The 25,746-nt window shown below is 62.3% G+C and carries 20 protein-coding genes and 1 tRNA gene; 6 read left to right on the top strand and 15 right to left on the bottom strand.

What is annotated here, in order from left to right:
- Window positions 1-85 precede the first annotated feature (85 nt).
- Entirely contained in the window at window positions 86-355 is a 270-nt protein-coding gene (gene rpmA, locus EFR00_RS10690; RefSeq protein ID WP_004127267.1) for a 50S ribosomal protein L27, read from the bottom strand.
- A gap of 33 nt (window positions 356-388) precedes the next feature.
- The gene (rplU, locus tag EFR00_RS10685; protein WP_009995580.1) at window positions 389-706 is read right to left on the bottom strand and encodes a 50S ribosomal protein L21; all 318 of its coding nucleotides are present in this window, start codon (window positions 704-706) and stop codon (window positions 389-391) included.
- A 303-nt stretch (window positions 707-1,009) separates the two neighbouring features.
- On the opposite strand from rplU, the gene EFR00_RS10680 reads away from it, so the two are divergent.
- A tRNA-Ser gene (locus tag EFR00_RS10680) sits at window positions 1,010-1,099 on the top strand.
- 279 nt (window positions 1,100-1,378) lie between these two features.
- Here EFR00_RS10680 and EFR00_RS33500 read toward each other — a convergent pair.
- Both EFR00_RS33500 and EFR00_RS32985 read right to left on the bottom strand, forming a co-directional pair.
- Window positions 1,379-1,984 (bottom strand): MFS transporter, encoded by a 606-nt coding sequence (locus EFR00_RS33500; protein WP_225882546.1) that lies wholly within the window; start codon window positions 1,982-1,984, stop codon window positions 1,379-1,381.
- A 90-nt stretch (window positions 1,985-2,074) separates the two neighbouring features.
- Complete coding sequence (locus EFR00_RS32985) at window positions 2,075-2,248, bottom strand: hypothetical protein (protein ID WP_009992105.1); 174 nt, start codon at window positions 2,246-2,248, stop codon at window positions 2,075-2,077.
- A gap of 366 nt (window positions 2,249-2,614) precedes the next feature.
- Between EFR00_RS32985 and EFR00_RS10665 the strand changes: the two genes are divergently transcribed.
- Both EFR00_RS10665 and EFR00_RS10660 read left to right on the top strand, forming a co-directional pair.
- The gene (locus tag EFR00_RS10665) at window positions 2,615-4,057 is read left to right on the top strand and encodes a M81 family metallopeptidase (protein ID WP_077992370.1); all 1,443 of its coding nucleotides are present in this window, start codon (window positions 2,615-2,617) and stop codon (window positions 4,055-4,057) included.
- Window positions 4,058-4,410: 353 nt separating this feature from the next.
- Window positions 4,411-5,742 carry a glucoamylase family protein gene (locus tag EFR00_RS10660; RefSeq protein ID WP_009994018.1) on the top strand — a complete coding sequence of 444 codons (1,332 nt, stop codon included), beginning with the start codon at window positions 4,411-4,413 and terminating at the stop codon, window positions 5,740-5,742.
- Between the two features lie 2 nt (window positions 5,743-5,744).
- Here EFR00_RS10660 and EFR00_RS10655 read toward each other — a convergent pair whose 3' ends face one another.
- The 6 genes from EFR00_RS10655 to hglS form a co-directional block, all read right to left on the bottom strand.
- Window positions 5,745-6,782: an ABC transporter ATP-binding protein gene (locus EFR00_RS10655; RefSeq protein WP_077992368.1), complete on the bottom strand. Its 1,038-nt coding sequence runs from the start codon at window positions 6,780-6,782 to the stop codon at window positions 5,745-5,747.
- Window positions 6,779-8,446, bottom strand: coding sequence for an ABC transporter permease (locus EFR00_RS10650; RefSeq protein WP_077992362.1), 1,668 nt, complete (start codon window positions 8,444-8,446; stop codon window positions 6,779-6,781). Before EFR00_RS10650 ends, EFR00_RS10655 begins: the two co-directional genes overlap by 4 nt.
- Window positions 8,447-8,509: 63 nt before the next feature.
- Complete coding sequence (locus EFR00_RS10645; RefSeq protein ID WP_148102820.1) at window positions 8,510-9,532, bottom strand: iron ABC transporter substrate-binding protein; 1,023 nt, start codon at window positions 9,530-9,532, stop codon at window positions 8,510-8,512.
- A gap of 189 nt (window positions 9,533-9,721) precedes the next feature.
- On the bottom strand, window positions 9,722-11,260 hold the full coding sequence (gene amaB, locus EFR00_RS10635; protein WP_077992465.1) for an L-piperidine-6-carboxylate dehydrogenase: 1,539 nt from the start codon (window positions 11,258-11,260) through the stop codon (window positions 9,722-9,724).
- Between the two features lie 61 nt (window positions 11,261-11,321).
- Entirely contained in the window at window positions 11,322-12,605 is a 1,284-nt protein-coding gene (locus EFR00_RS10630; protein WP_077992357.1) for an NAD(P)/FAD-dependent oxidoreductase, read from the bottom strand.
- A gap of 67 nt (window positions 12,606-12,672) precedes the next feature.
- Window positions 12,673-14,085 (bottom strand): 2-oxoadipate dioxygenase/decarboxylase HglS, encoded by a 1,413-nt coding sequence (gene hglS, locus EFR00_RS10625; RefSeq protein ID WP_077992355.1) that lies wholly within the window; start codon window positions 14,083-14,085, stop codon window positions 12,673-12,675.
- Window positions 14,086-14,188: 103 nt separating this feature from the next.
- Between hglS and EFR00_RS10620 the strand changes: the two genes are divergently transcribed.
- The 3 genes from EFR00_RS10620 (at window position 14,189) to EFR00_RS10610 (ending at window position 16,726) form a co-directional block, all read left to right on the top strand.
- Window positions 14,189-15,097 carry a LysR family transcriptional regulator gene (locus EFR00_RS10620; RefSeq protein WP_077992353.1) on the top strand — a complete coding sequence of 303 codons (909 nt, stop codon included), beginning with the start codon at window positions 14,189-14,191 and terminating at the stop codon, window positions 15,095-15,097.
- A gap of 68 nt (window positions 15,098-15,165) precedes the next feature.
- On the top strand, window positions 15,166-15,402 hold the full coding sequence (locus tag EFR00_RS10615; RefSeq protein WP_003543721.1) for an Lrp/AsnC ligand binding domain-containing protein: 237 nt from the start codon (window positions 15,166-15,168) through the stop codon (window positions 15,400-15,402).
- A gap of 145 nt (window positions 15,403-15,547) precedes the next feature.
- Window positions 15,548-16,726, top strand: a complete 1,179-nt coding sequence (locus EFR00_RS10610; RefSeq protein WP_077992349.1) for a glycosyltransferase family 4 protein — start codon at window positions 15,548-15,550, stop codon at window positions 16,724-16,726.
- A 21-nt stretch (window positions 16,727-16,747) separates the two neighbouring features.
- On the opposite strand, the gene EFR00_RS10605 is transcribed toward EFR00_RS10610, so the two are convergent.
- The 5 genes from EFR00_RS10605 to EFR00_RS10585 all read right to left on the bottom strand — a co-directional run bounded on the left by EFR00_RS10605 (window position 16,748) and on the right by EFR00_RS10585 (window position 25,743).
- Entirely contained in the window at window positions 16,748-20,059 is a 3,312-nt protein-coding gene (locus EFR00_RS10605; protein ID WP_077992346.1) for an oligosaccharide flippase family protein, read from the bottom strand.
- 81 nt (window positions 20,060-20,140) lie between these two features.
- Window positions 20,141-21,319, bottom strand: coding sequence for a glycosyltransferase family 4 protein (locus EFR00_RS10600; protein WP_077992344.1), 1,179 nt, complete (start codon window positions 21,317-21,319; stop codon window positions 20,141-20,143).
- A gap of 47 nt (window positions 21,320-21,366) precedes the next feature.
- Window positions 21,367-23,847 carry a glycoside hydrolase family 2 protein gene (locus EFR00_RS10595; protein WP_077992341.1) on the bottom strand — a complete coding sequence of 827 codons (2,481 nt, stop codon included), beginning with the start codon at window positions 23,845-23,847 and terminating at the stop codon, window positions 21,367-21,369.
- Window positions 23,848-23,863: 16 nt separating this feature from the next.
- On the bottom strand, window positions 23,864-24,826 hold the full coding sequence (locus EFR00_RS10590; protein WP_077992463.1) for a DUF1839 family protein: 963 nt from the start codon (window positions 24,824-24,826) through the stop codon (window positions 23,864-23,866).
- Window positions 24,827-24,834: 8 nt separating this feature from the next.
- The gene (locus EFR00_RS10585; protein WP_009994187.1) at window positions 24,835-25,743 is read right to left on the bottom strand and encodes an amino acid--[acyl-carrier-protein] ligase; all 909 of its coding nucleotides are present in this window, start codon (window positions 25,741-25,743) and stop codon (window positions 24,835-24,837) included.
- Between the last annotated feature and the right edge of the window lie 3 nt (window positions 25,744-25,746).

Genomic DNA, 25,746 nt, shown 5'->3' with positions numbered 1-25,746 from the left:
CGCCCCATCTCCCCTGTTTTCTGGACTGAACCTGGTACGGCCAGCCGGGTCGATGAGACGCCGGCTGTTTTTGAGCGCTACCGGCTTATTCCGCTGCTTCCGCTTTCGGCATGACAGACACGTAGACGCGACCGTTGGCCTTCGTTCGGTAGTTCACATTGCCGGCGGTAAGCGCAAAAATCGTGTGATCCTTGCCGAGGCCGACGTTGGAACCCGGATGCCACTGCGTACCGCGCTGACGCACGATGATGTTGCCTGCGATGACGGCTTCGCCGCCGAACTTCTTCACGCCAAGGCGCTTGGATTCGGAATCGCGACCGTTGCGCGAGGAACCGCCAGCTTTTTTGTGTGCCATTGGAGTTCTCCTTTAAACCTTGTCCCGTTGATCTTACTTGGCAGCCACGATGTCCGTGATACGGACGACCGTGTGATGCTGACGATGGCCGCGCGAACGCTTCGAATTCTGACGGCGGCGCTTCTTGAAGGCGATGACCTTCTTGCCGCGGTTCTGTTCGACGACTTCTGCCTTGACAGAGGCGCCGGTGACGAAGGGCGCACCGATCGCAGCGTCGGCGCCTTCGCCGATCACGAGCACTTCGGTGAATTCAATGGAGTCGCCAGCGACAGCTTCGAGCTTTTCGATGGTCAGCACGTCATTGGCTGCCACTCGGTACTGTTTACCGCCGGTCTTGATGACTGCGAACATTTTTTATCCTTTCATGTTCGTTCCGGCGCTCCCCGCTATCGAAGCAGGTGGCCGTCTTTTTATCAGTCGAGGTTAAGCAGGGATTTCAGGGGTCTAGCCCGGAATTCTGGTCTGCCGGTGAAACCCCGCGCGAGCGCGAGGCGGGCAGGAGCGGATTACTCCACTCCTATTGCGGATGCGGGATACGCGAGTGACGAAAAGGTGTCAAGGCAAAAGGATGGAAAAGCTTGAGATTTCGGCTTGCCAAGCTGTCATAGGCTCGTTATGAGAACGCCCGCGCCGAACAAGCGCCGACCTGACCGCGGAGAGGTGGCAGAGTGGTCGAATGCACCGCACTCGAAATGCGGCATACCTGCAAGGGTATCGTGGGTTCAAATCCCACCCTCTCCGCCATGATTTCAAGCACTCTCCGTCATGTGCAGAGAACTATCTGGCATTCCAGCAGATTGTTCAGCCGTTAGCTCCTTAAAGAAGAAGTTAAAAACCCGTAGTAATGAATGTATCACGCGCCGATATTGGCATCGGATAGAGCCTTGATGCATTCACGTATTCGGTACCGACGACGCGCCGCGTAAAGCAAAAGGACCGCAACCATTTAATTTCCCGGTAACCACTGCCCTTCCGATGAGAAAAACGCCAACTATCATCGCAAGCACGATATTTGTCGTGGTCCTACCGCCTATTGTCGCCCCGCTTTAGGAGCGAACTGAAGTCTTCCACAGGATCACCAGACCTAGAGAGAAGCTTCCAATCGGGACCATCCAGAAAAGAAGCGTTACGGGGCCACTGTTCATGAACATGTAGGCAAAGGCCCAAACTCCCGCGATCAGTAAGCCAAGCCCCAAGATGATAGAAATGAATTTTCGCACGCGACTTTCCCCCGATGCCGCTCCAACTTTGGCTCGCAAACCTCTCATTGATTTCGCTGGATTTCAATATGAAGAACTGCATCGCCGAGGCCAGCACGAACAATCCCATGTCGATCATGAACAGTGGCTTGCGGCCGAATTTGTCGCCCGCCCACCCGCCGAGCGGCGAGCCGATCAGGATCCCGAACAGCGCAGCCGAGGCGATGAGGCCCATATCGACCGTCGACATTCCCATTTCCGCCTTCATGACGGCCGTTACCGGGCCGATGACCCCGAGAATGTAGCCATCGAGCAGCATTCCGCCGGTGAGAACGGCAATCATCCTGATCATGAAGCGTCGTTTGAACGCAGCGGACGTCTCTTCCCTGACAATTGGACCTGAAATAACCGCTTCCGTCTCCAGTGACATAACTGCGTCCCTTGGTTGGCGAATACACTTTTCCTGTTCCTGCGGCATGCAGCAGAGAGCGGGGTGCCGCATCGGCCCGCCCCGCATTCGTCAGGAGGCGTCTCCCGCACATACCGGTTTGGCGGGCACGGAAAGTCCGTGGCCGACACCTGCGTCAAAGCGCGCGATGCGCGTGGCTTTGAGAAAAAGCCCGTATTCGCGGACGATGGCAGGCGCGAGGGCGAGGCTGACGGCCATGCCCACCGCAAGACGATGCGTGATCATTTGACGCTCCTCCCGAGCGGCACAACTCCTGATGGACAACAGGGTCGAGCACATTGCATCTTGCGTATTCTGGGTCGAGTTCGGCAAACGAGGATCTTCATCGGCGCGGCATAAGGCCCGCCTTATCCTGTCCGAGCCTTCAAGCGCTGCCGGGTCTACGCCCGTGTCTTGCGTTCAGCCGGTTTCGACCGCGCTGGGGGACGGCCGATATGCCGGCAAAGATGCCAAGCCATTCGCTTGCGGTGCGCCCGCACTTGATGTCAAGATGATGCGTGAACACCAGAAGGCGGCACTGGCCTCGAAAGGCGCGGGTCTGCCGGTACCGCCATAACGTCCCGATTGCTCCCACCATCATCTGAGGTTCTCATGCGCATTGCCGTCGGTGGCATTCATATCGAGTGCAGCACATACAATCCCGTGCTGAACAAGGAGAGGGATTTTCGGGTGTTGCGCGGGGAGGGGCTGCTGGAGTCGCCCTACTTTGCCTTCCTCAGAGACTATGATGCGGAATTCCTGCCGACGATCCATGCCCGGGCCATTGCCGGCGGGCCGGTTTCACGTGCCACCTATGAAGCGTTCAAGATCGAATTCCTCGAGCGCCTGAAGCCGCTGCTGCCGCTCGACGGCCTCTACCTCGCCATGCATGGCGCCATGTATGTGGACGGCATGGAGGATGCCGAAGGCGACTGGATCTGTGCGGCCCGCGCGCTGGTCGGCGAGCAATGTACGGTTTCGGCAAGCTACGACCTGCACGGCAATGTCACCCAACGCATCATCGATGCGCTCGACATCTATTCGACCTATCGCACGGCGCCGCATATCGATGTCGAGGAGACGATGCGCCGCTCGGTCGCCATGCTGGTAAAGAGCCTGAAAACAGGCGTGAAGCCGGTTGTTCTCTGGGCGCCGATCCCGGTCGTGCTGCCGGGCGAACGTACGAGCACCGTCGATGAGCCGGCTAAGAGCCTCTATGCGATGCTGCCCGAAATCGATGCGATTGACGGTGTCTGGGATGCGTCGCTGATGGTCGGTTACGTCTGGGCCGACGAACCGCGCGCCACGGCTGCCGCCATCATGACCGGCACCGATCGGGCCGTGCTCGAGCGTGAGGCCCGACGTCTGGCAAAAGCTTATTGGGATGCGCGCGAGGACTTCGTTTTCGGCTGCGAGACGGGATCGGTCGAGGAATGCGTCGCGAGGGCCATCGCCAGCCCGACGGCTCCTGTCGTGCTCGCCGAATCCGGCGATAACCCGACCGGCGGCGGCGTCGGGGACCGAGCCGACGTCTTGGCCGAGCTGATATCCGGAGACGCCAGCGGTGTCGTCTTCGCCGGCATCACCGACAAGGCGGCGACCGAAGCCTGTTACGCCGCAGGCGTGGGTACTGAGCTGGAACTCAGCGTCGGCGCTTCACTCGATACCCAGGGCAGCAAGCCGGTGATTGCCCGTTTCATCGTCCGGTTCCTGCACGAAACGTCGGATCCGGCCGACCGTCAGGCGGTGGTTTCGACCGGCGGCATCGATCTCGTGCTGTCGGCCAAACGGCGGCCCTACCACAATATTGTCGATTTCACCCGGCTGGGCCTCGACCCACATGCGGCCAAAATCATCGTCGTCAAATCGGGCTATCTCTCGCCGGAACTGGCGCCGATCGCCAATCCGAACTTGATGGCGCTGTCGGAGGGTGTGGTCGATCAGTTCGTCGAACGCCTGCCGCGGCTGCGCAAACAGCATCCGACATATCCTTTCGACAGGGATTTTGCCTTCGAGCCGCAGGTCTTCCTCTCCGCGCGATCGCCACAGGCTTAAGATTTCACCGACGCCAGCGAGAGATGATTTCTCAAAAGAATGTTCGGCACGACTCCGCGACCCTCAAGCGACTTGCGAATGGGTTTTTTGCGATCGGTCGATAAGCGGCCGCCCTGCAGGGTGCTGCGAGGCAACAAGTATTGCTGGAGATGCGCTGTGCCGCCGCGGCGCATCGCGCCCTTTTGCTGCAGCGCTTATATGACTTATGCTAGATATTATTTCACCGATAATTGTTAACGACCAATACCCGCCGTTTGTGTTCTCTTATCCTTGCGAATCAAAAAGGTTTGATTTGCCGGTGGGACGGCCCCCATGTTCCACCATGGGGCGATGCAACAGTTGGGTAGGAGCCTATGCTGCAACGGATTGAAGATATTGATGCAGCCCTGGTCGACAGGTTGCAGTATTCGGCATTCAAGTACTTCCTGAAATATTCCAATCCCGAGAATGGCCTGGTGGCGGATACCTCGATCGGCGGCGTGCCGGCGAGCATCGCGGCCGTCGGCTTTGCACTTTCCTCCTATACCGTTGGTGTCGAACGTTGCTGGATCACCCGCAAGGAAGCGGCCGAACGCACGGTCAATACGCTGCGTTTCTTTGCCGAGGCGCGCCAGGGCGAGGAACGTCATGCGACCGGCCACCGCGGCTTTTTCTACCATTTCCTGCACATGGATACCGGCAACCGCGCCTGGAACAGCGAGCTTTCGACGATCGACACGGCGCTGCTCGTTGCCGGCATCCTGACATCAGCGCAATATTTCGATCGCCAGGACGAGACCGAGACCGAAATCCGTGAGCTAGCGACCTTCATCTACGAACGCGTCGACTGGCGCTGGGCGCTGAACAAGGGCGACACCATTTCCATGGGTTGGAAGCCTTCATCGGGCTTTCTGCGCTGGCGCTATCACGGCTTCGACGAGGCGATCATCCTCTATGCCCTGGCGCTGGCATCGCCGACGCATCCGATCCCGCAGTCGTGCTACGACGCCTTTACGGCAAGCTATTCCTGGATGATGCACGGCGAACAGCCCTATCTCTATGCCGGCCCGCTGTTCATCCATCTCTTCTCGCATGCCTGGATCGATTTCCGCGGTATTCAGGACAGGCCGATGGCGGAGCGCAACTGGGATTATTTCCGCAACACCCAGGTCGTCATCAACGTCCAGCGCGATTACGCCGAGCGCAATCCCGGCCAGTTTGTCGGCTATAACAGGAATATCTGGGGCTTCTCCGCCTGCGATGGCCCGCCGCCGACCCGGCGCATGCGCGGCGGTCGACAGCCGAAGGTTCTGGGTTACGCCGCCCGCGGCGCCCCGCTTGGCCCGGATGACGGGACGATCGCGCCCTGGGCGGCCCTCGCCTGCCTGCCCTACGACCGGCAGGCGGCTCTCGACGGCACCAAGGCACTTTTGACCAGCTATCCGAATCTGCTCTTGGAGGGCGGTTTTCCCGGCGGCTTCAACCCGACGGTCAAGACCAAGCGGCCGGAAGGCTGGGTCGACGACCGCACCGTCGGCATCGACCAGGGTCTTGTCGTCATGACCATTGAAAACGAGCGCTCCGACTTCATCTGGAAGCTGATGCGGCGATCGCCGACCCTCCGCCTTGGCCTCGAGCGCGCCGGCTTTACCGGCGGCTGGCTCGAAGGCATCGAGCCGGAAGAAGTGGTGCGCAAGTTCGGCTGATTTTACCGCTCGAAGACATGCGCCTTGCCTGAGATATCGAGGCGAACGAGATCGCCGTGCGAGGGAAGGGCGACGCTCGAGGTCTTGATCCGGATCGGCGGCAGGGCAACGCCATCGAGCGAGACGGCAACGGTGCAGACTGCGCCACCGAACTCCACCTCGACGACACGTCCGCCATGATCGCGTTCGCTTTCATCGGCGATGACACGGATCTGTTCGGGACGCAGCATGATCTCCGCCTTGCCTTGCCGGCTGCAGTCGACGGCGACGCGGCCGAGGGCGCAATCGGCCTGGCCGTTTCGGATGATGGCGGGCAGCAACACGGCATCGCCGAGGAACAGCGCCGTCTCGCGATCCCTGGGATGCAGATACAATGATTGCGGCGATCCGGCCTGGATCAGCCGCCCTTCCCTTAGGACCGCCACCTGATCGGCAAAGCTCAGTGCCTCTTCCTGATCATGCGTCACCAGAACAGCGGTAATGCCGGCTGCCTGCAGCACGCGCGCCACCACCTTGCGCATGTTTTCACGCAAGCCGGTATCGAGCGCCGAGAACGGCTCGTCGAGCAGCATCAGCCGCGGCTTGCGGCCGAGCGCGCGGGCGAGCGCAACGCGCTGCTGCTGGCCGCCGGAAAGCTGGTGCGGGCGCCGCGCCAGCATGCCGCGATCGAGCTCGACCATATCGAGCAGATCGATGATGCGCTTCTCGCGATCCACAGCCCCCTTCTCGAAACCGAAACCGATATTCTCGGCAACGCTCAGATGCGGAAACAGTGCTCCGTCCTGCGAGACGATGCCAATGCCGCGCTTGTGGGCCGGCACCGCGGCCGGACCGTCCGCCAGCACGTCGCCATCCAGGGTCACCCTGCCGGCGTCGGCCTGCTCGAAGCCGGCAATGATGCGCAGCAGCGTCGTTTTGCCCGAACCGGAAGGCCCGACGACGGCGGTGCGGCTGCCCGCCTGCACTTCGAGCGAAATATCCTTCAGCGCCTGGACCGGGCCGTAACGCTTGCTGATGTTCTCGATCGTAAGCAGCGTCATTGGCCGGCGGTCCGTTTCGATTGCGTATAGAGCGTCAGGGTGAGCGGCAGCGACAGCACGATCATCATGAAGGCGTAGGGGGCGGCGGAGACATAATCGATTTCGCTGGTCAGCGACCAGAATTTCGTCGCCAGCGTATCGACGCCATTGGGTGAAAGCATCAGCGTCGCCGTCAGTTCATTGGTGATGCCGAGTGCGGCGAGAGCCACGCTGGCGGCGGCTCCGGGCGCTGCAAGCCGCATGGTGATCTGCCGCACCGCCTGGCCGGGGGTGCGGCCGAGACCCATCGCGGCGCGCTCCAGTTCCACCGGCGCCTGGGAGATGCTGGTGCGCAGCCCGACCATGGCGCGCGGCAGAAAAAGCATCACATAGGCGACGAGCAGGGTTGCGAAGGTCTGATAGAGCGGCAGCATCAGGCGCACGGTGATCGTCACCAGGGCCAGCGCCACGACGACACCCGGCAGCGATCCCACATAATAGTGGCAGGCTTCGAGCAGGCGCTGCAAGCGGCCGGGTGCACGCACGGACAGCCACGCCATCGGCGCCGCGGCAATCGTCGCAAGCACGCCGCCGGCAAGGGCGAGCACGATCGTCTGCACGAAGGCGCTGGCAACCTCGATACGCCAGATCTCGCTGCCGCCGAGATAGAGCCAGCGCCCAAGTGTCACCAGCGGCACGCCGAGCGTCAACACCGCCAGCACGATGGGCAGCGAGAGGGCCGGCACCATGAACCAGCCGAGGCGCCGACGATCGGCCGGACGCGGCGAGCCGGCGCCGACGCGGGCATAACGTTCGTTGCCGCGCAGCAGCACTTCGAGGCCAAGCAGGAAAAGACAGCAGGCGACGAGCACGCCGCCGAGCATGTTGGAGGCTGGACTGTTGTAGGAAGACTGGAATTGGTCGACGATCGCCGTCGCGAAGGTGTCGAAGCGGATCATGACGAACAGGCCATATTCCGAAAGCAGGTGCAGCGCGATCAGCAGCGAGCCCCCGCAGATGGCAAATCTCAGCTGCGGCAGCACGGCGCGGAAGAAGACACGCCAGGGATTGAGGCCGAGCGAGGCCGCGGCATCTTCGATGGCCGGATCGAGACGGCGCAAGGCTGCGGCGACCGGCAGATAGAGGAAAGGGTAATAGGCGATCACCGAAACGAAGACGCCGCTCTGTAGGCCGCGCATGCCGGGAATGAGGCTGACCCAGGCATAGCTGTGCACGAAGGCCGGCACGGCGAGCGGCGCGATCGCCAGCCAAGCCCACAGCCTGGCGAAAGGAACATCGGTCCGCTCGGTCAGCCAGGCGAGCGTCACGGCCAGCGCGACTGACAACGGAATGGTGATCGATTCCAAGAGAACCGTATTGATGAGGAGGTCGCCGACGCGCGACCGGAAGACGAGCGCCTTCACGGTTTCCCAGCCGACATGGTAGGTGATCCAGCCGATAAAGCCGAGCGGCACGAGACTGAATAGCGCGACCAGGGTGGCGAGGAGCACGACCGACGCGTGCGGCATGCTCCCGCGCGGCAAAACCATTCGCATGGTCCCCGGCGCGGCCGGCGCCTCGGTACCGGATGCGAGCAATCTGTTGTCCTGCAGCAAGGCCGATGCCTTCACACGCTGAAAAAGGAAGGCAACCGCCTTTGGAGGACGGTTGCCGGATTTCGTCATGCCCTAAGGTTTTCTTGAGCCAAAAGCAATAGTTTTGGCCGCTGCAAGCCTGCGGCAGAAGTGTCAGATCAGGCCGGCGGCCGTCATCAGCTCCACGACCTTCTTGCTGTCCAGCGTCGAAGCCTCGACCTTCGGAGCATCCAGATCGGCGAGCGGCGTGAGCTTGTCGTTGGAGGCCGCATCCTTGCCGACGGCATATTCATAAGACGTGCCATCCTTGAGAACCGCCTGCCCGGCTTTGCCGGTGATGAACTTCAGGAAAGCCTGGGCTTCCTTCATGTGCTGGGTGGACTTGAGGATGCCGCCGCCCGAAACACTGACGAAAGCGCCCGGATCCTGGTTTTTGAAGTAGTGCAGGCCGACATTCTTGCTGTTCTCGCCTGTCTTGGCCTGGTCGCCGAACCAGTAGTAGTGATAGATGATCGCACCTTCGACTTCGCCTGCATTGACCGCCTTCATGGCGACGCTGTTGCCCTTGTAGGGCGTAGCATTGTCCTTGAGGCCTTTCAGCCATGCCTTGGTGGCGTCTTCGCCCTTGAGTTGCAGCAGCGAAGCGACGATCGCCTGGAAATCGGCGCCGGCGGGCGCCGCACCCCAGCGGCCCTTCCAGGCCGGATCGGCGAGGTCGAGCATCGACTTCGGCAGCTTGTCCTCGGTAAGCTTCGTCTTGTCATAGGCGAAAACCGTCGTGCGGGCGGCAATGCCTGTCCACATGCCATCGGCCGGGCGATACTGATCGGGAACCTGATCCAGCGTTTCCTTTTCGACCGGCGCGAAGAGGCCTGCGCCGTCGACCAGCGTCATCGCCGGCGAATTTTCCGTCAGGAAGATATCGGCCGGAGAGGCGTCGCCTTCCTGGATGATCTGGTTGGCGAACTGCATGTCACTGCCCTGGCGCATGGTGACCTTGATGCCGGTCTCCTTGGTAAAGGCATCGATCCATTCGCGGCCCAGGCTTTCGTGCTGAGCATTGTAGACGACGATGCCTTCATCCTGCGCATTGGCGCTGCCGGCGAGCGCCGTGGCGGAGAGAAGCGAAGCGGCAAGCGCCAGCACGTGGGAAAAACGGTTAAGAGCAATAGTCAAGATAGCCTCCATGGCAATGTCACCCTGGCTTCCCGAGGGTGGTAAGAGGCGTATATTTTTCTTGACTAGCTATTTCAAGTTTGGTCGCCTCGAAACAAGCATCACAATATCTTGTTACGAGCGTGCATAAATCTCACGGCAGTCGAAAGAAGCGACGCCGCGTGAGCATCGCCTCTCTCGCAAATGCACTTATTCGACGTCGAACTTGACGCCCTGCGCGAGCGGCAGCGTGCTGCCGTAGTTGATCGTATTGGTCGCGCGGCGCATATAGGCCTTCCAGGCATCGGAGCCGGATTCGCGCCCGCCGCCGGTCTCCTTCTCGCCGCCGAAGGCGCCGCCGATCTCGGCGCCCGAAGGGCCGAGATTGACGTTGGCGATACCGCAATCCGAGCCGCGCGCCGAGACGAAGGTTTCGGCCTCGCGCATGTCGTTGGTGAAGATCGACGACGACAGCCCCTGCGGCACGGCATTGTGCAGGGCCAGCACCGCGTCGAAATCGCTGTATTTCATCACGTAAAGAATGGGCGCGAAGGTCTCGTGCTCGACGGGTCCGGTCTGATCGGGCATTTCGACCAGCGCGGGGCGAACGTAGAAGGCATTGGCCGAACCGTTGTCGACGCGTTGGCCGCCGGTCACCTTGCCGCCGGCCGAAGTCGCTTCGCCAAGCGCTGCCTGCATCTTCTCAAAGGCCTGGCCGTCGATCAGCGGTCCCACAAGCGTGCCGGTTTCGAGCGGATTGCCGATGGTGACGGAGCCGTAAGCCTTCTGCAGGCGCGGCACCAGCTGGTCGTAGACGCTTTCATGCACGAAGAGACGGCGTAGCGTCGTGCAGCGCTGACCGGCCGTGCCCATGGCGGAGAAGGCGACGCCGCGCAGCGTCAGGTCGAGATCGGCGCTCGGGCAGACGATCGCCGCATTGTTGCCGCCGAGTTCGAGGATGGCGCGGGCAAAACGCTGCGACAGGCGCGGACCGACGGCGCGGCCCATCGCGGTCGAGCCGGTGGCGGAGACGAGCGGGATTTTCGGATGATCGACCAGCACCTCGCCGACCTCGCGGCCGCCGATGATCAAAGTCGACAGATTGGCCGGCGCAGTACCGCCCTCGGCAACGAAGCGCTTCAGGGCTTTCTCGAACAGCGCCTGCACCGCAAGCGCCGTCAATGGCGTCTTTTCCGAAGGCTTCCAGACGGTGGAATTGCCGCAGACCATTGCAAGCGCTGCATTCCACGACCAGACGGCGACGGGGAAGTTGAAGGCGGAGATGATGCCGACCACGCCGAGCGGATGCCAGCTTTCCATCATCCGGTGCTCGGAACGCTCGGTGGCGATCGTCAGGCCGTAGAGCTGGCGGGAAAGACCGACGGCGAAATCGCAGATATCGATCATCTCCTGGACTTCGCCGAGGCCTTCCGAGCTGATCTTGCCGACCTCGATCGAGACGAGACGGCCGAGCGCCGTCTTGGCGGCGCGCAGCTCCTCGCCGAGCAGGCGAACCAGCTCGCCGCGCTTCGGCGCCGGAACGGCACGCCATTCGAGGAAGGCCTTATGCGCCTCTTCGATCGCCGCCTTCGTCTCGGAAACGGTGTGCTCTCTGAGTTTGCCGATCTCCTTGCCAGTTACCGGCGAGGTGACGGAAAGCGTGCCGCCGTGATAGCGGCTTGCGTCGACGCCGAGTTCGGCGAGCAGCTTGGCGGTTTCGGTTGCGAGATCGAGGACGGCGATAGTCATTGTCGTGGTTCCAATCTTGTTGTTCTCAGAAGCGAGTTCCGCTTCCCGGAAGCGCTTGTCGTCAGAAGCGGGCATCGGCGAAATGGGCGACCTGAGCGCCGGCTTCGTACCATAATTCCTTGAGCGCCCGGAAGCTCGGTTCGGTGGGCGAGGTTAGCGGCAGCGGCAGATCGGCTTCCGAGAGCCGGCCGAGAATATGCTCGGCCAGTGTCCGGCCGAAAACCGTGCCGGGAGCGATGCCGCGGCCATTGTAACCCGAAAAACCGATGACACCGGGCTGAAATTTGTGCAAGCGCGGCAGCGCATTGTCGGTCATGCCGATCTGGCCGTACCATTCGCATTCGAATTCGACATCGCCGATGACAGGGAAGAGCCGCTTCAAGGCGCGCTTGGCCCAGCCCTTGTGCACGGCAAGCCCGGTATTGCGCAGCGCTCCGACACTGCCGAAAACGAGACGGCCGGCCTGATCCATGCGGAAGGAGGACAGAATGTCCTTGGTGTCCCATGCGCCTTCCCGCCCCGGCAGGATTGATTGGCGCAGATTGTGGCCGAGCGGGACGGTGGCGAAATTGAAATAGGGCAGATAGACCTGCTCGTTGCGCACCTGCTCGAAGGGGCCGGTGCTATAGGCATCGGTCGCGACGATGATCCAGTCCGCGCTGACCTCACCGCCTTTCGTCTTCACGGTCCAGCGGCTGCCGTTGCGCTCCGTTGCGATGACGGGGCTCGATGTATGGATGACAACGCCCGCCTTGACAGCGGCATGGGCAAGGCCGCGCGCATAGGCCAGCGGCTGCAGCGTTCCGGCGCGCATGTCGAGCAGCGAACCGGTATAGGCATCGCTGCCGATGCGTTTGGCCGTCTCCGCCGCATCGAGCAGCGTCACGGGTGCGCCGCGCGCTGCCCATTGCGCCGCGCGTGCCTCGATCTCCTTCAGTCCGTCGGCGCCAACGGCGCAGTGCAGCGTGCCGCTGCGTTCGAGTTCGCAGGCAATCCCGTGCCTGTCGATCAGTTCCATGACCAGCTTCGGCGCATTGCCGAGCAGCTCGAGCAGGCGTTCGCCATACAGCGGACCGAGCACGCCGGGCAGATCGTCGGGCATCACCCACATGCCGGCATTGATCAGGCCGACATTGCGCCCCGCGCCGCCGAAACCGATCTCCTTTGCCTCCAGCAACACCACCTTCGAGCCGGCTTCGGCAAGATGCAGAGCGGAGGAGAGGCCGGTGTAGCCGCCGCCGACGATGACGACGTCGGCCGATACCGCGCCTGCGAGAGGCGAGGTGACAGGCGGTTCGGCTGCGGTCTTTTCCCAGAGGCCGTGGGAGCGCGGATCATTCAGCATGGTTCAGTCCGATCGGAACGAAATCGCGGTAGTTTAACCCATATGATGAAGCGTTGAAGCGCGCATTTCACGCAACGGTCTTCAGCTGCAGGCCGGTAAGGCCGAGCGCTTCCATCGCTGCATCCAGCGATGCCGCCCGGCGCTCGGCATAAAGCGCCAGCTCGTCCTGAACGGTGGCGCCGAGTGCGGCCTCGAAGGCGTCGCGGTTCGAGCGCGTGGCGTAATTCTGCTGCTGATCGGTACCGAGATTCGACTGGAAGATGCCGGCCGCGCTGACGGGCAGGAAGTCTTCGTAAACGATCGGCGAGAAGGCAAGGTAACCCTTGGCGATCAGCGCTTCCGGATCGCCGGCCAGCGTGCCGTTGACCGCGGCGGCAATGCCTGCTGACGTGGCGGAATAACGGAAGAAGGCCAGGTCTTGCCTGCGCAGCTCGTCCCAGCTGTCCGGCAGCGCCTTGAAACGATCGACGAGTTCCTGATCGTAAGCGCCGGCCTTGGCGCCGCCGGCGCCGACCTGTACCTCGCCGCGAACCGAGGCGAGCAGCCGGTCGTAGAGCGCCCGGCCCTTGGCCGTCAGCGCCACGCCGCGCTGTTCGATCTCGCCGAAACGGGCGGTATGCGTCCCTTGAACGGCTTCCGCGTCACCGGCAAAGACGATCGCCTCCTCCAGCGCCTTGAAGCTCGTCTGCCGCAGCAGGATATCGCAATGACGGCGCGGCGGCCCTTCGATGACGGCCTTCGGCGTGATGCCGCGTTCCGGCATGCGGGCCTGGACCGCGTCGATATCGAGCGTGCGCGGCGTCAGGTGATTGATATGCGGCCCTTTGAAGCTGACGACGTCGGCGATCAGCCGATGGGCGTCGTGCAGGCGCTTGTAGGTTTCGGCGCTGACCGTCGCCTCTCCGTGCCAACGGAAGGTTTCAAGCGCCTCGGCGACGAATTCCGTCGCTTCCGCTTCCGTCAGACCGCCATTCTGCTCGTGGCGCTCGATCAGTGCGAGGGCGCGCGGCGTATAGATGCGCCGCTTTGCCAAAATGGCTCCGGCTTCGCTGCGCAGTCCTTCGTCCTCAATCAGTTCCAGGCGCAGCAGTGAGGTGAAGACACGGAACGGATTGACGTTGAGTGCCGCCTCGTCGATCGGCCGGAAGCAGGTGGAATGAACCGGCACGCCGGCAACAGAGAGATCGTAATAGCCGACCGCCTGCATGCCCATGACGGCAAACAGCCGGCGGATGGTGAAAAGTTCGTCCGCCGTGCCGAGGCGGATGGCGCCGTGGCGCTCGACATCGATGCGTTCGAGCTCGCCGGCCCGGGATAGGCGCTCGCGCAGTTCCGGATCGTTTTCGAGGCAGCCGGCATTCACATCGGCGACCAGTTCGATCAGCGTGCCGTATTGCGGCACCTCCGCCCGGTACATCTGCGACATCGCCTCGGTGAAAAGCGAACGGATGCGGTCAGTGGAAACGAAGGCTTGCGGCATCTGGAAAACTCCGGCTCATTCCGTTTTTGCAGGATGAAACTCTTTACAACCGCTGCGAAGCCGGAAATATCGCTATTTCGGAAATAGCTCATTCTGAAACGGAATGAACATGCTTGGCTCAAGACGGTTTCTGCCGTCGATTTCACATCTCGCCGCCTTCGAGGCGGTTGCCCGCACCGGCAGTGTGACGGCCGCCGCGCGCGAGCTCGACCTGACGCAGAGCGCCGTCAGCCGCCAGGTGAGCGCGCTGGAGGAGCAGCTTGGCGTCGAGCTCTTCCTGCGCGAACGCCAGACCATGCGGCTGACGCTTGCCGGCGACAGTTATGCCCGCGAAATCCGCGAAGCGCTGCGGCGCATCTCCAGCGCCTCCTTGAACCTGCGCGCCAATCCGCATGGCGGCACGCTCAATCTCGCCATCCTGCCGACCTTCGGCACGCGTTGGCTGGCTCCGCGGCTCGGGCGCTTCCTCGCCGCCAATCCCGGCGTAACCATCAATCTGGTGACCCGGCTTTCACCCTTCGATTTCCGCCTCGATTCGATCGATGCCGCGATCCATTTCGGCCATCCGCACTGGCCCGGCGCCGAGCTCGCCTTTTTGATGTCGGAGCGCACGGTGCCGGCCTGCAGCCCAGACTTTCTGAATCAGCACCGGATTTCGGAACCGCAGGATCTGCTCGCCGTTCCGCTCCTGCATCTGACGACGCGCCCGGATGCCTGGGAGCAGTGGTTCGCCGGCAACGGCGTGTCCTTCGAAAGCGTGCATGGCATGCTCTTCGACCAGTTCGCCACTGCCGCACAGGCGGCGATCGCCGGTCTCGGCGTCGCCCTCTTGCCGACATTCCTGATGCAGGAGGAGCTCAGGCGCGGCGATCTTGTCGCCGCCGTCGACCGGGAGATGGAGAGCCGTGAGCGCTATTATCTTGCCTTTCCGCGCGAGCGCGCCGACTATGCGCCGCTCGCCGCCTTTCGCGACTGGATCGTCGCGGAAGCCGCCGCCAATCCGGCTGCGTGAGGAACGGCTTGCATCGGCATGGCGCTTTCGACCATTATATCAGCCAAACAATCTCTGCAGGAAATCCCATGAAGCCGATCTTCGTCCAGCTCCAATGCGCCCCCGGCAAGACCTATGATGTCGCCGACGCCATCTACCAGACCGAACTGGTCTCGGAGCTCTATTCCACCAGCGGCGACTACGACCTGCTGTTGAAGGTCTATATCGAGGAAGGCCAGGATATCGGCAAGTTCATCAACGACAACATCGCCAATATTCCCGGCATCGTCCGCTCGCTGACGACGCTGACCTTCAAAGCCTTCTGAGCTCCGTCAGACGCGGTTAACCTTTTTACCGAAGAATCGCCGTTCGGCATGCCGCTTAAATCGCTACTTAACGCCTGAGATAGCTCGTCGTTGCTATAAGAGTCCCGCGTCCGTTTGATGCGGCGCTCGCAGCGATAGGTGGAAAATGGCGATCGTCGAGGCAGATAGGGTGCGCGAGAAGCCGACGTTGGAATCGGCCCCGCTGATCGTCCATGTCGTGCGTCAATTCCTGCCCAATCGCGGCGGCCTGGAAGACGTGGTCGCCAATCTCGCCCGCCAGACGGTGCGGCGCGGTTATCGCGTTCGCGTCGTCACGCTGAACTCGCTGTTCACCGCGCCTGAGGAAAAGCTGCCGGCCCGCGAAGATATCGACGGCATCGAAGTGGTGCGCATTCCCTGGTCCGGCAGCAGCCGTTATCCGCTGGCGCCCAAGGTTTTCGGCCATCTCGCCGATGCCGATCTCATCCATGTCCATGCCATTGATTTCTTCTTCGACGCGCTCGCCTGGGGCAGGCTGCTGCATCGCAAGCCGATGCTCGTCACCACCCATGGCGGCTTCTTCCACACACGAAAATACGCGGCGATCAAGAAGATCTGGTTTCGTACCCTGACCCGTGTTTCGGCGATGGCCTACCGCCGGCTCGTCTGCTGCAGCGCCTCCGATCTCAAGCAATTCTCCGAAATCGCACCCGACAGCCTGCTTATCGAAAATGGCGCCGATATCGGCAAATTCGCCGACACCGCGTCGCGTCGGGCAAAGCGCCGCATCGTCACCATCGGCCGGTTCTCGGTGAACAAGCGGTTGGAGCATTTGCTCGATGCAATGGCCGTGCTGAAAACCCGTGACCCGGATTGGCATCTCGACATCGTCGGGGCCGAATCCGACTTGAACCGGGCCGATGTCGAAGCCGCGATCGAAGGCCGGGACCTTTCCGGCCGCGTCACCCTGCACGTTTCGCCCGACAATGACGCCATTCGGCGCGTCATTGCCGAGGCCTCGCTGTTTGCCTCTGCCTCGGAATATGAAGGCTTCGGCCTAGTGGCACTGGAGGCGATGAGCGCCGGCCTTCTGCCGGTGCTGAATGCCAACGATGCCTTCACAACGCTTGCCGACCGGCATCCCGTCATCAGGCTTGCCGATTTCACCAATCCCGAGGCCGCCGCGACCGTGATCGAAGCGGCCTATGAAGGCCTTTCACGTCAACCGGACGTCGTTCGTTCCGGGCTCCTCGACGCCGCGCGCGGCTATTCCTGGGATATTGTCGCCGGACGTTATGTCGATCTTTATCGATCGCTGAACGTCGCCGCGGCCGACCGGGTCTGATCCTGCCAGCCTGAAATTCCGTCACGCTTTGGCGAGACGGATAATCTCATCGAGCACGAACCTGCGTGATTGCGGCGGCGTCAGATTGTGATCGGCGTCCGGCAGCATCAGCAGCCGCACGTTCGGATAGCGGGAAAGCTTGGCGCCGCGCGGTCCAAAGTGGAAATAGACGTGATCGAGGCCGACATCACCTTCGCTGTAGATCAGCGTCAACGGCACCTTACGCTTACCGAACTCAGCGAAGGAATGCCGGACTTCGCGGGCGATGTGGCGCCGGTCGGGGAGCAGTTCGAGCAGCGGCGCGATCCATGGGGACAGACGACGACCGGCAGCGATGACCATGTTCTGCAGCGCAGAGACGACGTCCACCTGGCCGCGCAGCAGCCGCTTTAGCGTATCGAGCCGCGCCAGGCGCTGGCCGTAATCATCAAGGCTGCGGGGAACGGAGACAACATGTTCCTTACGCACAGGTATCTCAGGATCCCAGTAATAAACGAAGGGATTGATCGACACGACGGCCTTCAGCCGCTCGTCGGCAACGCCGGCGCGGAAGGCGACATAGCCGCCACTGCATCGGCCGGCCACCATGAACGGGCCGGCGGCTATGCCTTCGAGCAGATCGAGCGCGGCGACCGCATCGGCGGTCTGCGTATCGGAATAGAGCACCTGCTCCGGTGCATCGGGCCGTGGCGGACTGTCGCCGACATTGGCGGAATCGAAGCGCAGCGAAACCACGCCCTGGCGCGCAAGCTCGCGCGCCATATCAACCGTCGTCCGCCCCCAGCCGGCATGCCGGTCATAGGCCGTCGACAGGAAGAGCACGGCACTGCCCTTGATCTCGCCGGGCGGCCGGCTGACGACGCCGACCAGGTGATCATGGCTTCCGAAACGGACCGGCATTTCGACAAAACCATCGCCGGCCAGCGGCGGGTTCTCGATTTCTACCGGCGAAGGAGCGGCGGACGTCTCCACCGTGGCGCCCTCCAGCCAGGTCGTCAGCAGCGCGACCACAGCCATCGGCGTCTTGGCGAAGAGCGGATTGGTGACGAGTTCGTCATAGCCTTCGAAAACCGTCTGCTCGACATCGGCGCCGAGCGCCTTCAACGCATCGGCAAAGCCGGTATCGTCGGCCTTGGCGGGACGTTCGAGGATCAGATAGCGGGACGCCGCCAACCCCTGTGGCGAGGCGATGTTGAGCTTGGCGAGCTCGCCGGCGATCTCCTCGGGCATGACCAGCCCGGCGATTTGCACCTTGGCGGTCTGGACATGCTCCTTGCCGAGGCCGAGATCGGCATCGATGATCTTCGACCACATGGTGAGTTCGCGCAGATAGGCCCGGCCGCTCAGCACCGGCGCCAGCATGACGAGGCTGTCGACGCCGTCGATCGAAGAGCCGATGCGTTGGGCAAGCGTTGCGCCGAGGCCCTGTCCGATCAAGACGATACGGTCGCAGCCGGTGAGCGATTTCAGCTTGGCCGCGGCCGCCCGGATCGAAATTTCCCAGGTTTCCAGTCTTGCCGGCAATGCGCCGAAATCCAGCGCATCGCCGGTGCCGCGATAATGAAAGCGCAGGCTCGGCACGCCGATATCGGAGAAATGCTCGGCGGCGACGCGGAAGAATTTGCGGCTGCACATCTCCTCGAACCCCCAGGGGCTGACGAAGAGGACGGCGGCCGAACGTTTCTTCGCCACGGGATTCTCAGGCATGAACAGCCCGATCGTGCCGTCGAAGACGACAGGCAGGGCAGCGCTGCGTCCGGCACCCTCGGCCGGTTCGAGCGAGAATTCGCCGGGCGCGACCTTGGCGCGATCGGGATCGCCGGGAAGCCGCGGCGCGATGAAATTGATCGCGTGTCCCACAGGCCGCTTGAGCAACGACGGCATCTTATCCAGAATGGCGCGCATGACGTCGACATCTTCGGCCGGCACGGCGCGCAGCACGCGGAGTGCGGCGAAATAGCAGAATGTGCCGGCAAGGATTGCAGCAACGAGGCCGGCCGGACCCTGTATGAATTCCAGCGCCGAAATCGCCCCGCAGGCACAAAGCACGGCAGCGAGCGTCACCTTCGTCAGGCTCGTGTAAAGGCCCGAAAGCTGAGATCCGAATCCTGTCTGTCTGATCATCATCACCGACATTGCAACGAAGACGAGGATGCGCACGAGCGCGGCACCCTCGGCGGCGAGCCTAGGTATGATCAGTAAACAACCGACTACCATCAGAAGGCCACCTATCACACTGATGTTCAGGCGGGAGCGGGCCCTGTCCATCGACAGGAGGTAGAGGCTGAGGATCTGCATGAAGGTATAGGCGGGCGCCACCAGCGCCAGCAGCGCCACCACCGTGCCGCTGCGGCGGAACGCTTCGCCGAACACGACGAACACCAGTTCGCTGGAGATCGCCGCAAGCCCGAGGCTCATCGGCAATACGATATAGGCCATGCTGCGGGTGACGGCGGCGAAGACTTCGACCGGCAAGGTCGAATCGTCGCTGTTATGCCGCCGCTCGGAATAGTAGGGCAGCAGGCTGCCGGTCATCTGGATCGGCAGTTGCAGCGCGATATTAGCGATCGACAGGCCGACGGCGTAGTAACCGACCATCTCCACCGACCAGAACTGCTGCAGGAAGAGCAGCTCGAGCCGGTTGAGGAAGATGGAATCGATGATGAACTGGATCGACAGGATGACGGAGGACGAGGCGAGATACTTCAGCGAGACCCCGCACCAGTCGCGCCGCGCAAGCAGGATCGGCAGTGTGGCGAAAAACAGCACGAGCTGGCCGAGCGCATAACCGACGAGAACCCCCTCGACGCCATAGAAAACGGCGCCGGCGGCAACGCCGGCAAGCTGCACGATCGAGACGCCGACGGTCAGCTTGAAGAAGGCGCCAAGCTTCTTTTCGCCGATCAGGTAGAATTTGACGAAGGATCCGATCGCCTGGACGAAGAACAGCGCGCCGGTGACCAGAGCGACGGACGGCGCGGTCTCGGCCCAGTGCATCTCCTCGGAGGTCAGAAAGAACAGGGCGTAGAGCGCCAGCAGCGCGACAGTCGAAAACATCATGAAGCTGACGAGGATGGCGGCAAATCCTCGCCGGCGGCGCTCATCGTAACCTTCCGCCGAAAGCTGCGGCATGGTCTTCAGGAGCGTGATGCTGGAGCCGAGCTCCGCGATCGAGGCGCCTGTCATCACCAGCCACAGCGAGAAGGCGACGATGCCGTTTGCCTCCGGCCCAAGCAGACGCGCCGTGATGATCGAGGAGACGAAGCCCGTCAGCAACAGCAGCATGCCTGCCGCCGCATTCATCACCGAATTTGCGATAATACCCTTCGACATCCGTCCATCCGCCAGGCTCGGCCTAAGGCCTGATACCCACCATTTCTAATGCGAAAATGTTAAAATAAAGCGGGAGTGACACTAGCTGGCCTGCATCGCCGCCAGCGTCTGAAGCGCCTTCTCGTAGCTGTTTTCCGCGAGGTAACGCAGCAGGAACTCCCGCGCCTTCTCGGCCTTCTCGCGTGCACGCTCGGGTGCGCGGAAGATGTCTTGCAGGTGCGCGGCCGCCGCATCAGGAGAGGGATCCGCCCAGACCGCGCCCGCGAGCCCGGCAAATTCGGGATGGGTGTCGACCACCGGAATGAGGGCTGAGTCGACCAGCCATGTATTGTCCGGATCGCAGAAATCCGCCGTGGCCGACCAGGCGGTTGAGATAACCGGGGTACGCTGCATGATCGCCTCGGCGACCGTCAGCCCGAAACCCTCGGAACGATGCAGCGAAAGATAGGCGTCTGAACAGCGGATGAGACCGTTGATTTCGGCGTTCGACAGCCTGTCGGTGACGATCCTGATCCGGCTGTCGCCCTCAACCGAGGCAACCAGCTCGCGCAGGCCTTCGTCCTTGTTCACATCGCCGCTGGCCTTCATCAGCAGAAAGGCACTTGGGGCTTCGGTGGCAAATATCCTGAAAGCCTTGATCACGGCCTGCGGATTCTTCCGGTTGATCGACGAGCCGGCACTGAAGATGAAGCTGACGAGAAAGGCGTCCTTCTCGATGCCGAACTTCTCCCGCATGCCTTCGGTCGCCGGCGCCTCGGTGACGGGATGCGGAACGACGATGACCGGCGCCTTGGTCAGCGGGGCGATTGCCCGCCGGGTGAATTCCGACGGCACGAAGACGGCGTTCATATAATGCATCGCATTGCGCCACTCCGCCGGCACGACTTCGAGCTCCCAAGCGAAATTGCCGATGTTGAAGGCGCGGGTGAAATTCGCGACGCCCTTCTTCAAAATGGCGCGCGGCAGCATCGGCGGATTGAGATGCCAGATCCGGCTCCCCGGCGGCTCAGTGGAGAGACCTGCCGGCATCCAGCCGGCAAAGGACTTCTCGTCTGGATGGGTGCTGACGTCGGAAAGCGAAATCGCCCGCCCCGCTTCCGACAGAGCACCGGCGCAGAGCCTTGCCGATTCGCCGACGCCGACGGCCATCGAGAGATAGCCGACGACTTCCACCGGCTTGCGCGGATTGAAGGCAAGACGCGAGCGCGGGATCAGCCGCTGCAGGAGATGGGCACGCAGAAAGCGGTATATCGTTCTCAAACCACGGATCTTTCTCAATGCGTCGGTATTTATTCTTGGCGGAAGCATCAGCCCTGGAGCATGACGCGATGTGAGCTGCCCAGACTTCTGATCTCGCCCGCAGGCGGAAGATCGTTCTCGGTGCCGGAGCGGGCGTGGAGTTTCACGCGACGCATCACGCCGGGGGCGAGATGGAACCAGTCGTCGTCGGCCCGATAGCCTTCGACGTCGATATGCACTGACTGCGCCAGCCGGTCGGTGCGAAGATCGACGAACCAGTCGTCACCGTCTCTGACGAGCGATGCTTCGATGCCCGCGTCGCGTAGCGCGTTGCGCCGTCCGCAAGGAAAATGGAAGCTTTCGGCCAGAACCACGGCGTCCGACAACGAGCGCAGTCGCGCGACGCTAACATCATGGGCCGGCGGGCCGAACCGGAAAGCATAGGTCGTATCGAAGAAGGCGCCGAACAACGCGGTAGATGCAAACCGCTCTACACTCCTTGCCGCCAGCTTGAAGGCCATGTTGCCGCTGACGACCTGCTGCTTGCCGTCGCGCAGACAGAAGACCTCGAGCTCCACGTCGAGGTCGGCATCCGTCTCGTTGACGACATGCACATCGAGTCCGTTGGTTCCCTCGTCGGTGAAGATTGCCTGGACCGGCCGGAACGCACGGCGCATCGCATACCAGACCGGCTTCGGTTCACCGGTGGAATCGATCACGCCCCAGCCGGGGCCGGGCATGAGGTCCTGCAGCGTCCAGACAAGCGCGCCATTGCAGGCGGAACCCTCGCGCCGCCATTCGGCGAAGGTTTCCTCGATCACTTCGCCGGTGACGGCGCGGGAGAGATCGAGATAGCGTTCCTGATCTTCGCGGCGCAACTGGGCCGGATCGAGACCGTAGAGAAGCTCCAGATAATGATCGCGAACGTCTTCGAAATCCCAAGATGCGCTACGGTCGCGCGGTACACGCGCCTTCCAGAGCGGGCTGTGGACGGCCGGCACATCGAGATGACGTCGCAGCGTCCGTTGCTGCGGCACATGCGCGAAGGCCAGGCTTTCCGAGGCAAACCGCACATCGGCGCGGCGCGCATCTGCAATCGGCCGCATATAGGCGCCGACGTCGTAATAATGGGCGATGCCTGAATTGGGAGAGAACGGCATCGCGCCGCCATAGGGCGAATTCGGAACATAGGGCACATCGGGACGCATGCGGGCAACGATGGCCGGGATGATTTCGTCGGTGACCGGTCCGCTCCAGAATTCCGTCGGCAGGCCGAGCATCGCCGCTTGCTGGTGGATCTCGCTGCCACCACAGAGCACCGCGAGCGAAGGCGAGGCCTGGACGCCGTGCAGGAATTCCTCGACCTCAGCATGTACATGGCCGAGAAAAGTCTTGTCGTTGCGCGGATAGTCGAAATTGGCGAACATGAAGTCCTGCCAGACCAGCAGGCCGAGCTCGTCGCAAAGCGCAAAGAAATCCGGCGTCTCGTAGGCCATGGTGCCGCCGATACGGATCATGTTCATGCCGGCGTCAGTGGCAAGACGCAGGAACGGCTCGTAGTCCGCCCGTCCGCCCGGCAAGCGCGCGACATCCGCCGTCGTCCACACCGCGCCGCGGCAAAAGACGCGCTCGCCATTGACGAGAATCGCGAAGTCATCGCCGTCATCGCCGCGCTCGACCTCGATACGCCGGAAGCCGGTGCTGCCGAGCAAATACTCGGCGCCATCGGAAACCAGCGTCAGTTTGTAGAGACGTGGAGCGCCATGCGTGTGCGGCCACCAGGGTTCGATGTCGGCAAGCTTGAGGATAGCCGAGTAATGATTCTCGCCGACCTTTTCGAACGGCTGCTCCATTCCGCCGCAACGGAGCAGCATCGAAGGGTTGTCGGCACTACTGTGCAGGGAAACGCTGAGCCGGCCGACGCCGCTCTCGTCCAATACGGTGCGGATCGAGACATTGTCGATCGAGACGGGATCGCGCCGCACCAGCGAAATCGGCCGCCACGGGCCGACCGCGTGGATATCGGGGCACCAGCCCGGCATATGCCCGAGCAACGTCGTGCGGAAATTTTTCAAGCCCGCCGGCGTGATCATCTGCGGCCGCCAGCGCGCGCGCGGACCGGGCTCCGACAGACGCGGTCCGAGCGCCCGGAAACAGAGCGCCAGCTCGTCGCCGCCCGAAAGCGTCACCGGAATTTCGTGCGCCGTAAACATGCTTTCGGAAAACAGGATTTCCTGGCCGTTCAGGAACACATGGCAAAGCGTCGCAAGCCCCGCGAAACGCAAGATCGCTTCGCCGGGCTCAGCATCGAAGAGCCGGCAGAGATACCAGGCGTCTTTCGTGTTCAGCGGTTCCGGATTTTCCCGGTCGAAAAGCCCGGCCCTTTCGAGTGCCGCGGCGACTGTTCCGGGAACGGGTGCTGGAATGAACTGCGCAGAGAGCGGAATGTCGTGCGGCACCGCACAGGCATCCGGTTCCGTCAGGACCAGGTTCCAGCCTTCGGAAAGCACGCTTTCCTCGGCTCCGATGCTTGCCAAACGCCCCCGCATGGTCTGATCTCCGGCCTCAGATTCGCTCTGCAAGCGATGCCATCATCAAATCCCATGCATCGGCGGCCGGATCAAGGGCTGCCTGCAGCGGCTCGAACCTCCTGCGGGCGACGGCGCGGGCGAGTTGGAACTGCACCGATTTCGCTGCGTCCGAAATGCGCCTGGCATGCTCGGCGGCGGCGGCGAATTCATCCGGGGAGAGCCAGGCCAAGTGATCGGCCGCAAGCTCGAAATTGGCGCCGACCTGGCGAAGCGTATTGAAGGCATATTTGTGAAAAAAGCCGAACGGCCGCTCAGCCACCGCTTCCACCTGTTGCGGAAAGACGCTTGCAAAGGCGCGGATCGGATTTTCGCTGGGTCGCCTGTTGAAATGAGCCCCGAACAGCCGCCGCGCGGTCGCGCGCAGATGCACTTCATCGGCGGGCTTTTCCGGGAATCGTGCAAATTCCGTGTAAGGCAGGAATGGCGGGTCGTTTTCCGTCAGCTGCAGCTGGAACAGCCCGTCGAAATCTTCGCCTTCAAGGCGGAAATAGCCGGCATTGTGGAAATAATCGACGCGCTTGGCCGCAACGTCCAGCCGGTTGATCGCCACCGTCGTTTTACCGTGCTCCTGCCGGTAGGCGGTGCCGCGCGTATCCGGCATATAGAAGGAATCCATCTCGATCAGGCAGAGCCGGCCCCGCGCGATCTGCACTTCGACATGGCGTTCGACACGGTCGTAAATGGCAAGCTCGGTGGCGCGGATTCCGTAGAGCGCTTCGAGATCTTCGAGCGGCACCTTGAAGAAGGTGAACTGGTCGCCCTCGAAATCCTGGATCAGGGTGAAACCGAGCATCGCCTCGGGCGCAACGCCCGACGTCGCCAGCACCTCGATCCAGAGATCGACATAACAATTGGTTTCCGGCCAGGCGCGCTCGCTGGAATGCAGCGCATGCGCCCGGTAGGTTTCCGGGTCGATCCCCGAAAATACCGATGTCATCGCTCCCATCAGCCCCACAGCGTTTTCCGGACGCTGGCCGGCCATTGCTTCACGTCAAGCCCGTGATGGTGGAACAGCGCAAGCGCGATGCGCTCCAGCCCGAAGCCGACACAGGCCGTGTGCGCGACACTGCCGTCCTCGAGGTTGAGGCCCCATTTCGTGCCGAAGGCGTCCTGATGATAGTTGAAGCTCATGCAGGCGGTGGGATTGGCGGACGAGGTGATCGGGATCAGCAGTTCGAACTTCAGGTTCTGGTCGCGTTGATTGTTGGCGAGCATCTTGCCGGCGCGGCCGAAGAACGGATCGTTGGCGATGTCGATCGTCACCTCGAGGCCGACGGCTTTCATCATCTCGACGCCGCGATCCATCCAGCGTTGGCGGAAATCGGTGACATGCTCTTCGGTGCCCATGCAGACATATTCGCGCATCCGGAACAGCTGCTGGCGGGCCGGGTCTTTCGACGGCTCGTGGCGGAAGCAATAGGATTGCAGGTCGAAGAGGCCGCCGGTCTTCGGCAGATTGCCGCGCTTGGCGACCGTCGGATAGAGTGGATAGCAGGCAGCCGGCGTCAACACGATATCGGTCGCTTCCTGTCCCTTGGTCCAGTCCTCGCCGACTTCCATGCATTGCAACAGGCTCACATGGTCGAGTTCGCTGCCGCAGAAGCTGTGCACCGTGCCGGCCAGCTGCGGGAAGCTCTTCATGTAGCCGCTCTTTTCGAAAAAGGCGCGGTTCATGCCGGGCGGAAAACGCATGGCCTCCGCACCGTCGCCGCCGCCGACCTTGTCGATAAGGCGCTCAAACGCGGCGATCACCTCTTCGAACTGGCCGCTGCGGCCATAGAGCCCGTCGATACCCGTATCGATCAGCAGGCCGGATTCGAAAAGCCGGTCGAGAAACGAGGTCTGCATATCCATGAC

The sequence above is a fragment of the Rhizobium sophoriradicis genome (genome assembly GCF_003939025.1).
Taxonomy (GTDB): Bacteria; Pseudomonadota; Alphaproteobacteria; order Rhizobiales; family Rhizobiaceae; genus Rhizobium; species Rhizobium sophoriradicis.
This window is presented reverse-complemented; position numbering and strand designations above follow the sequence as displayed.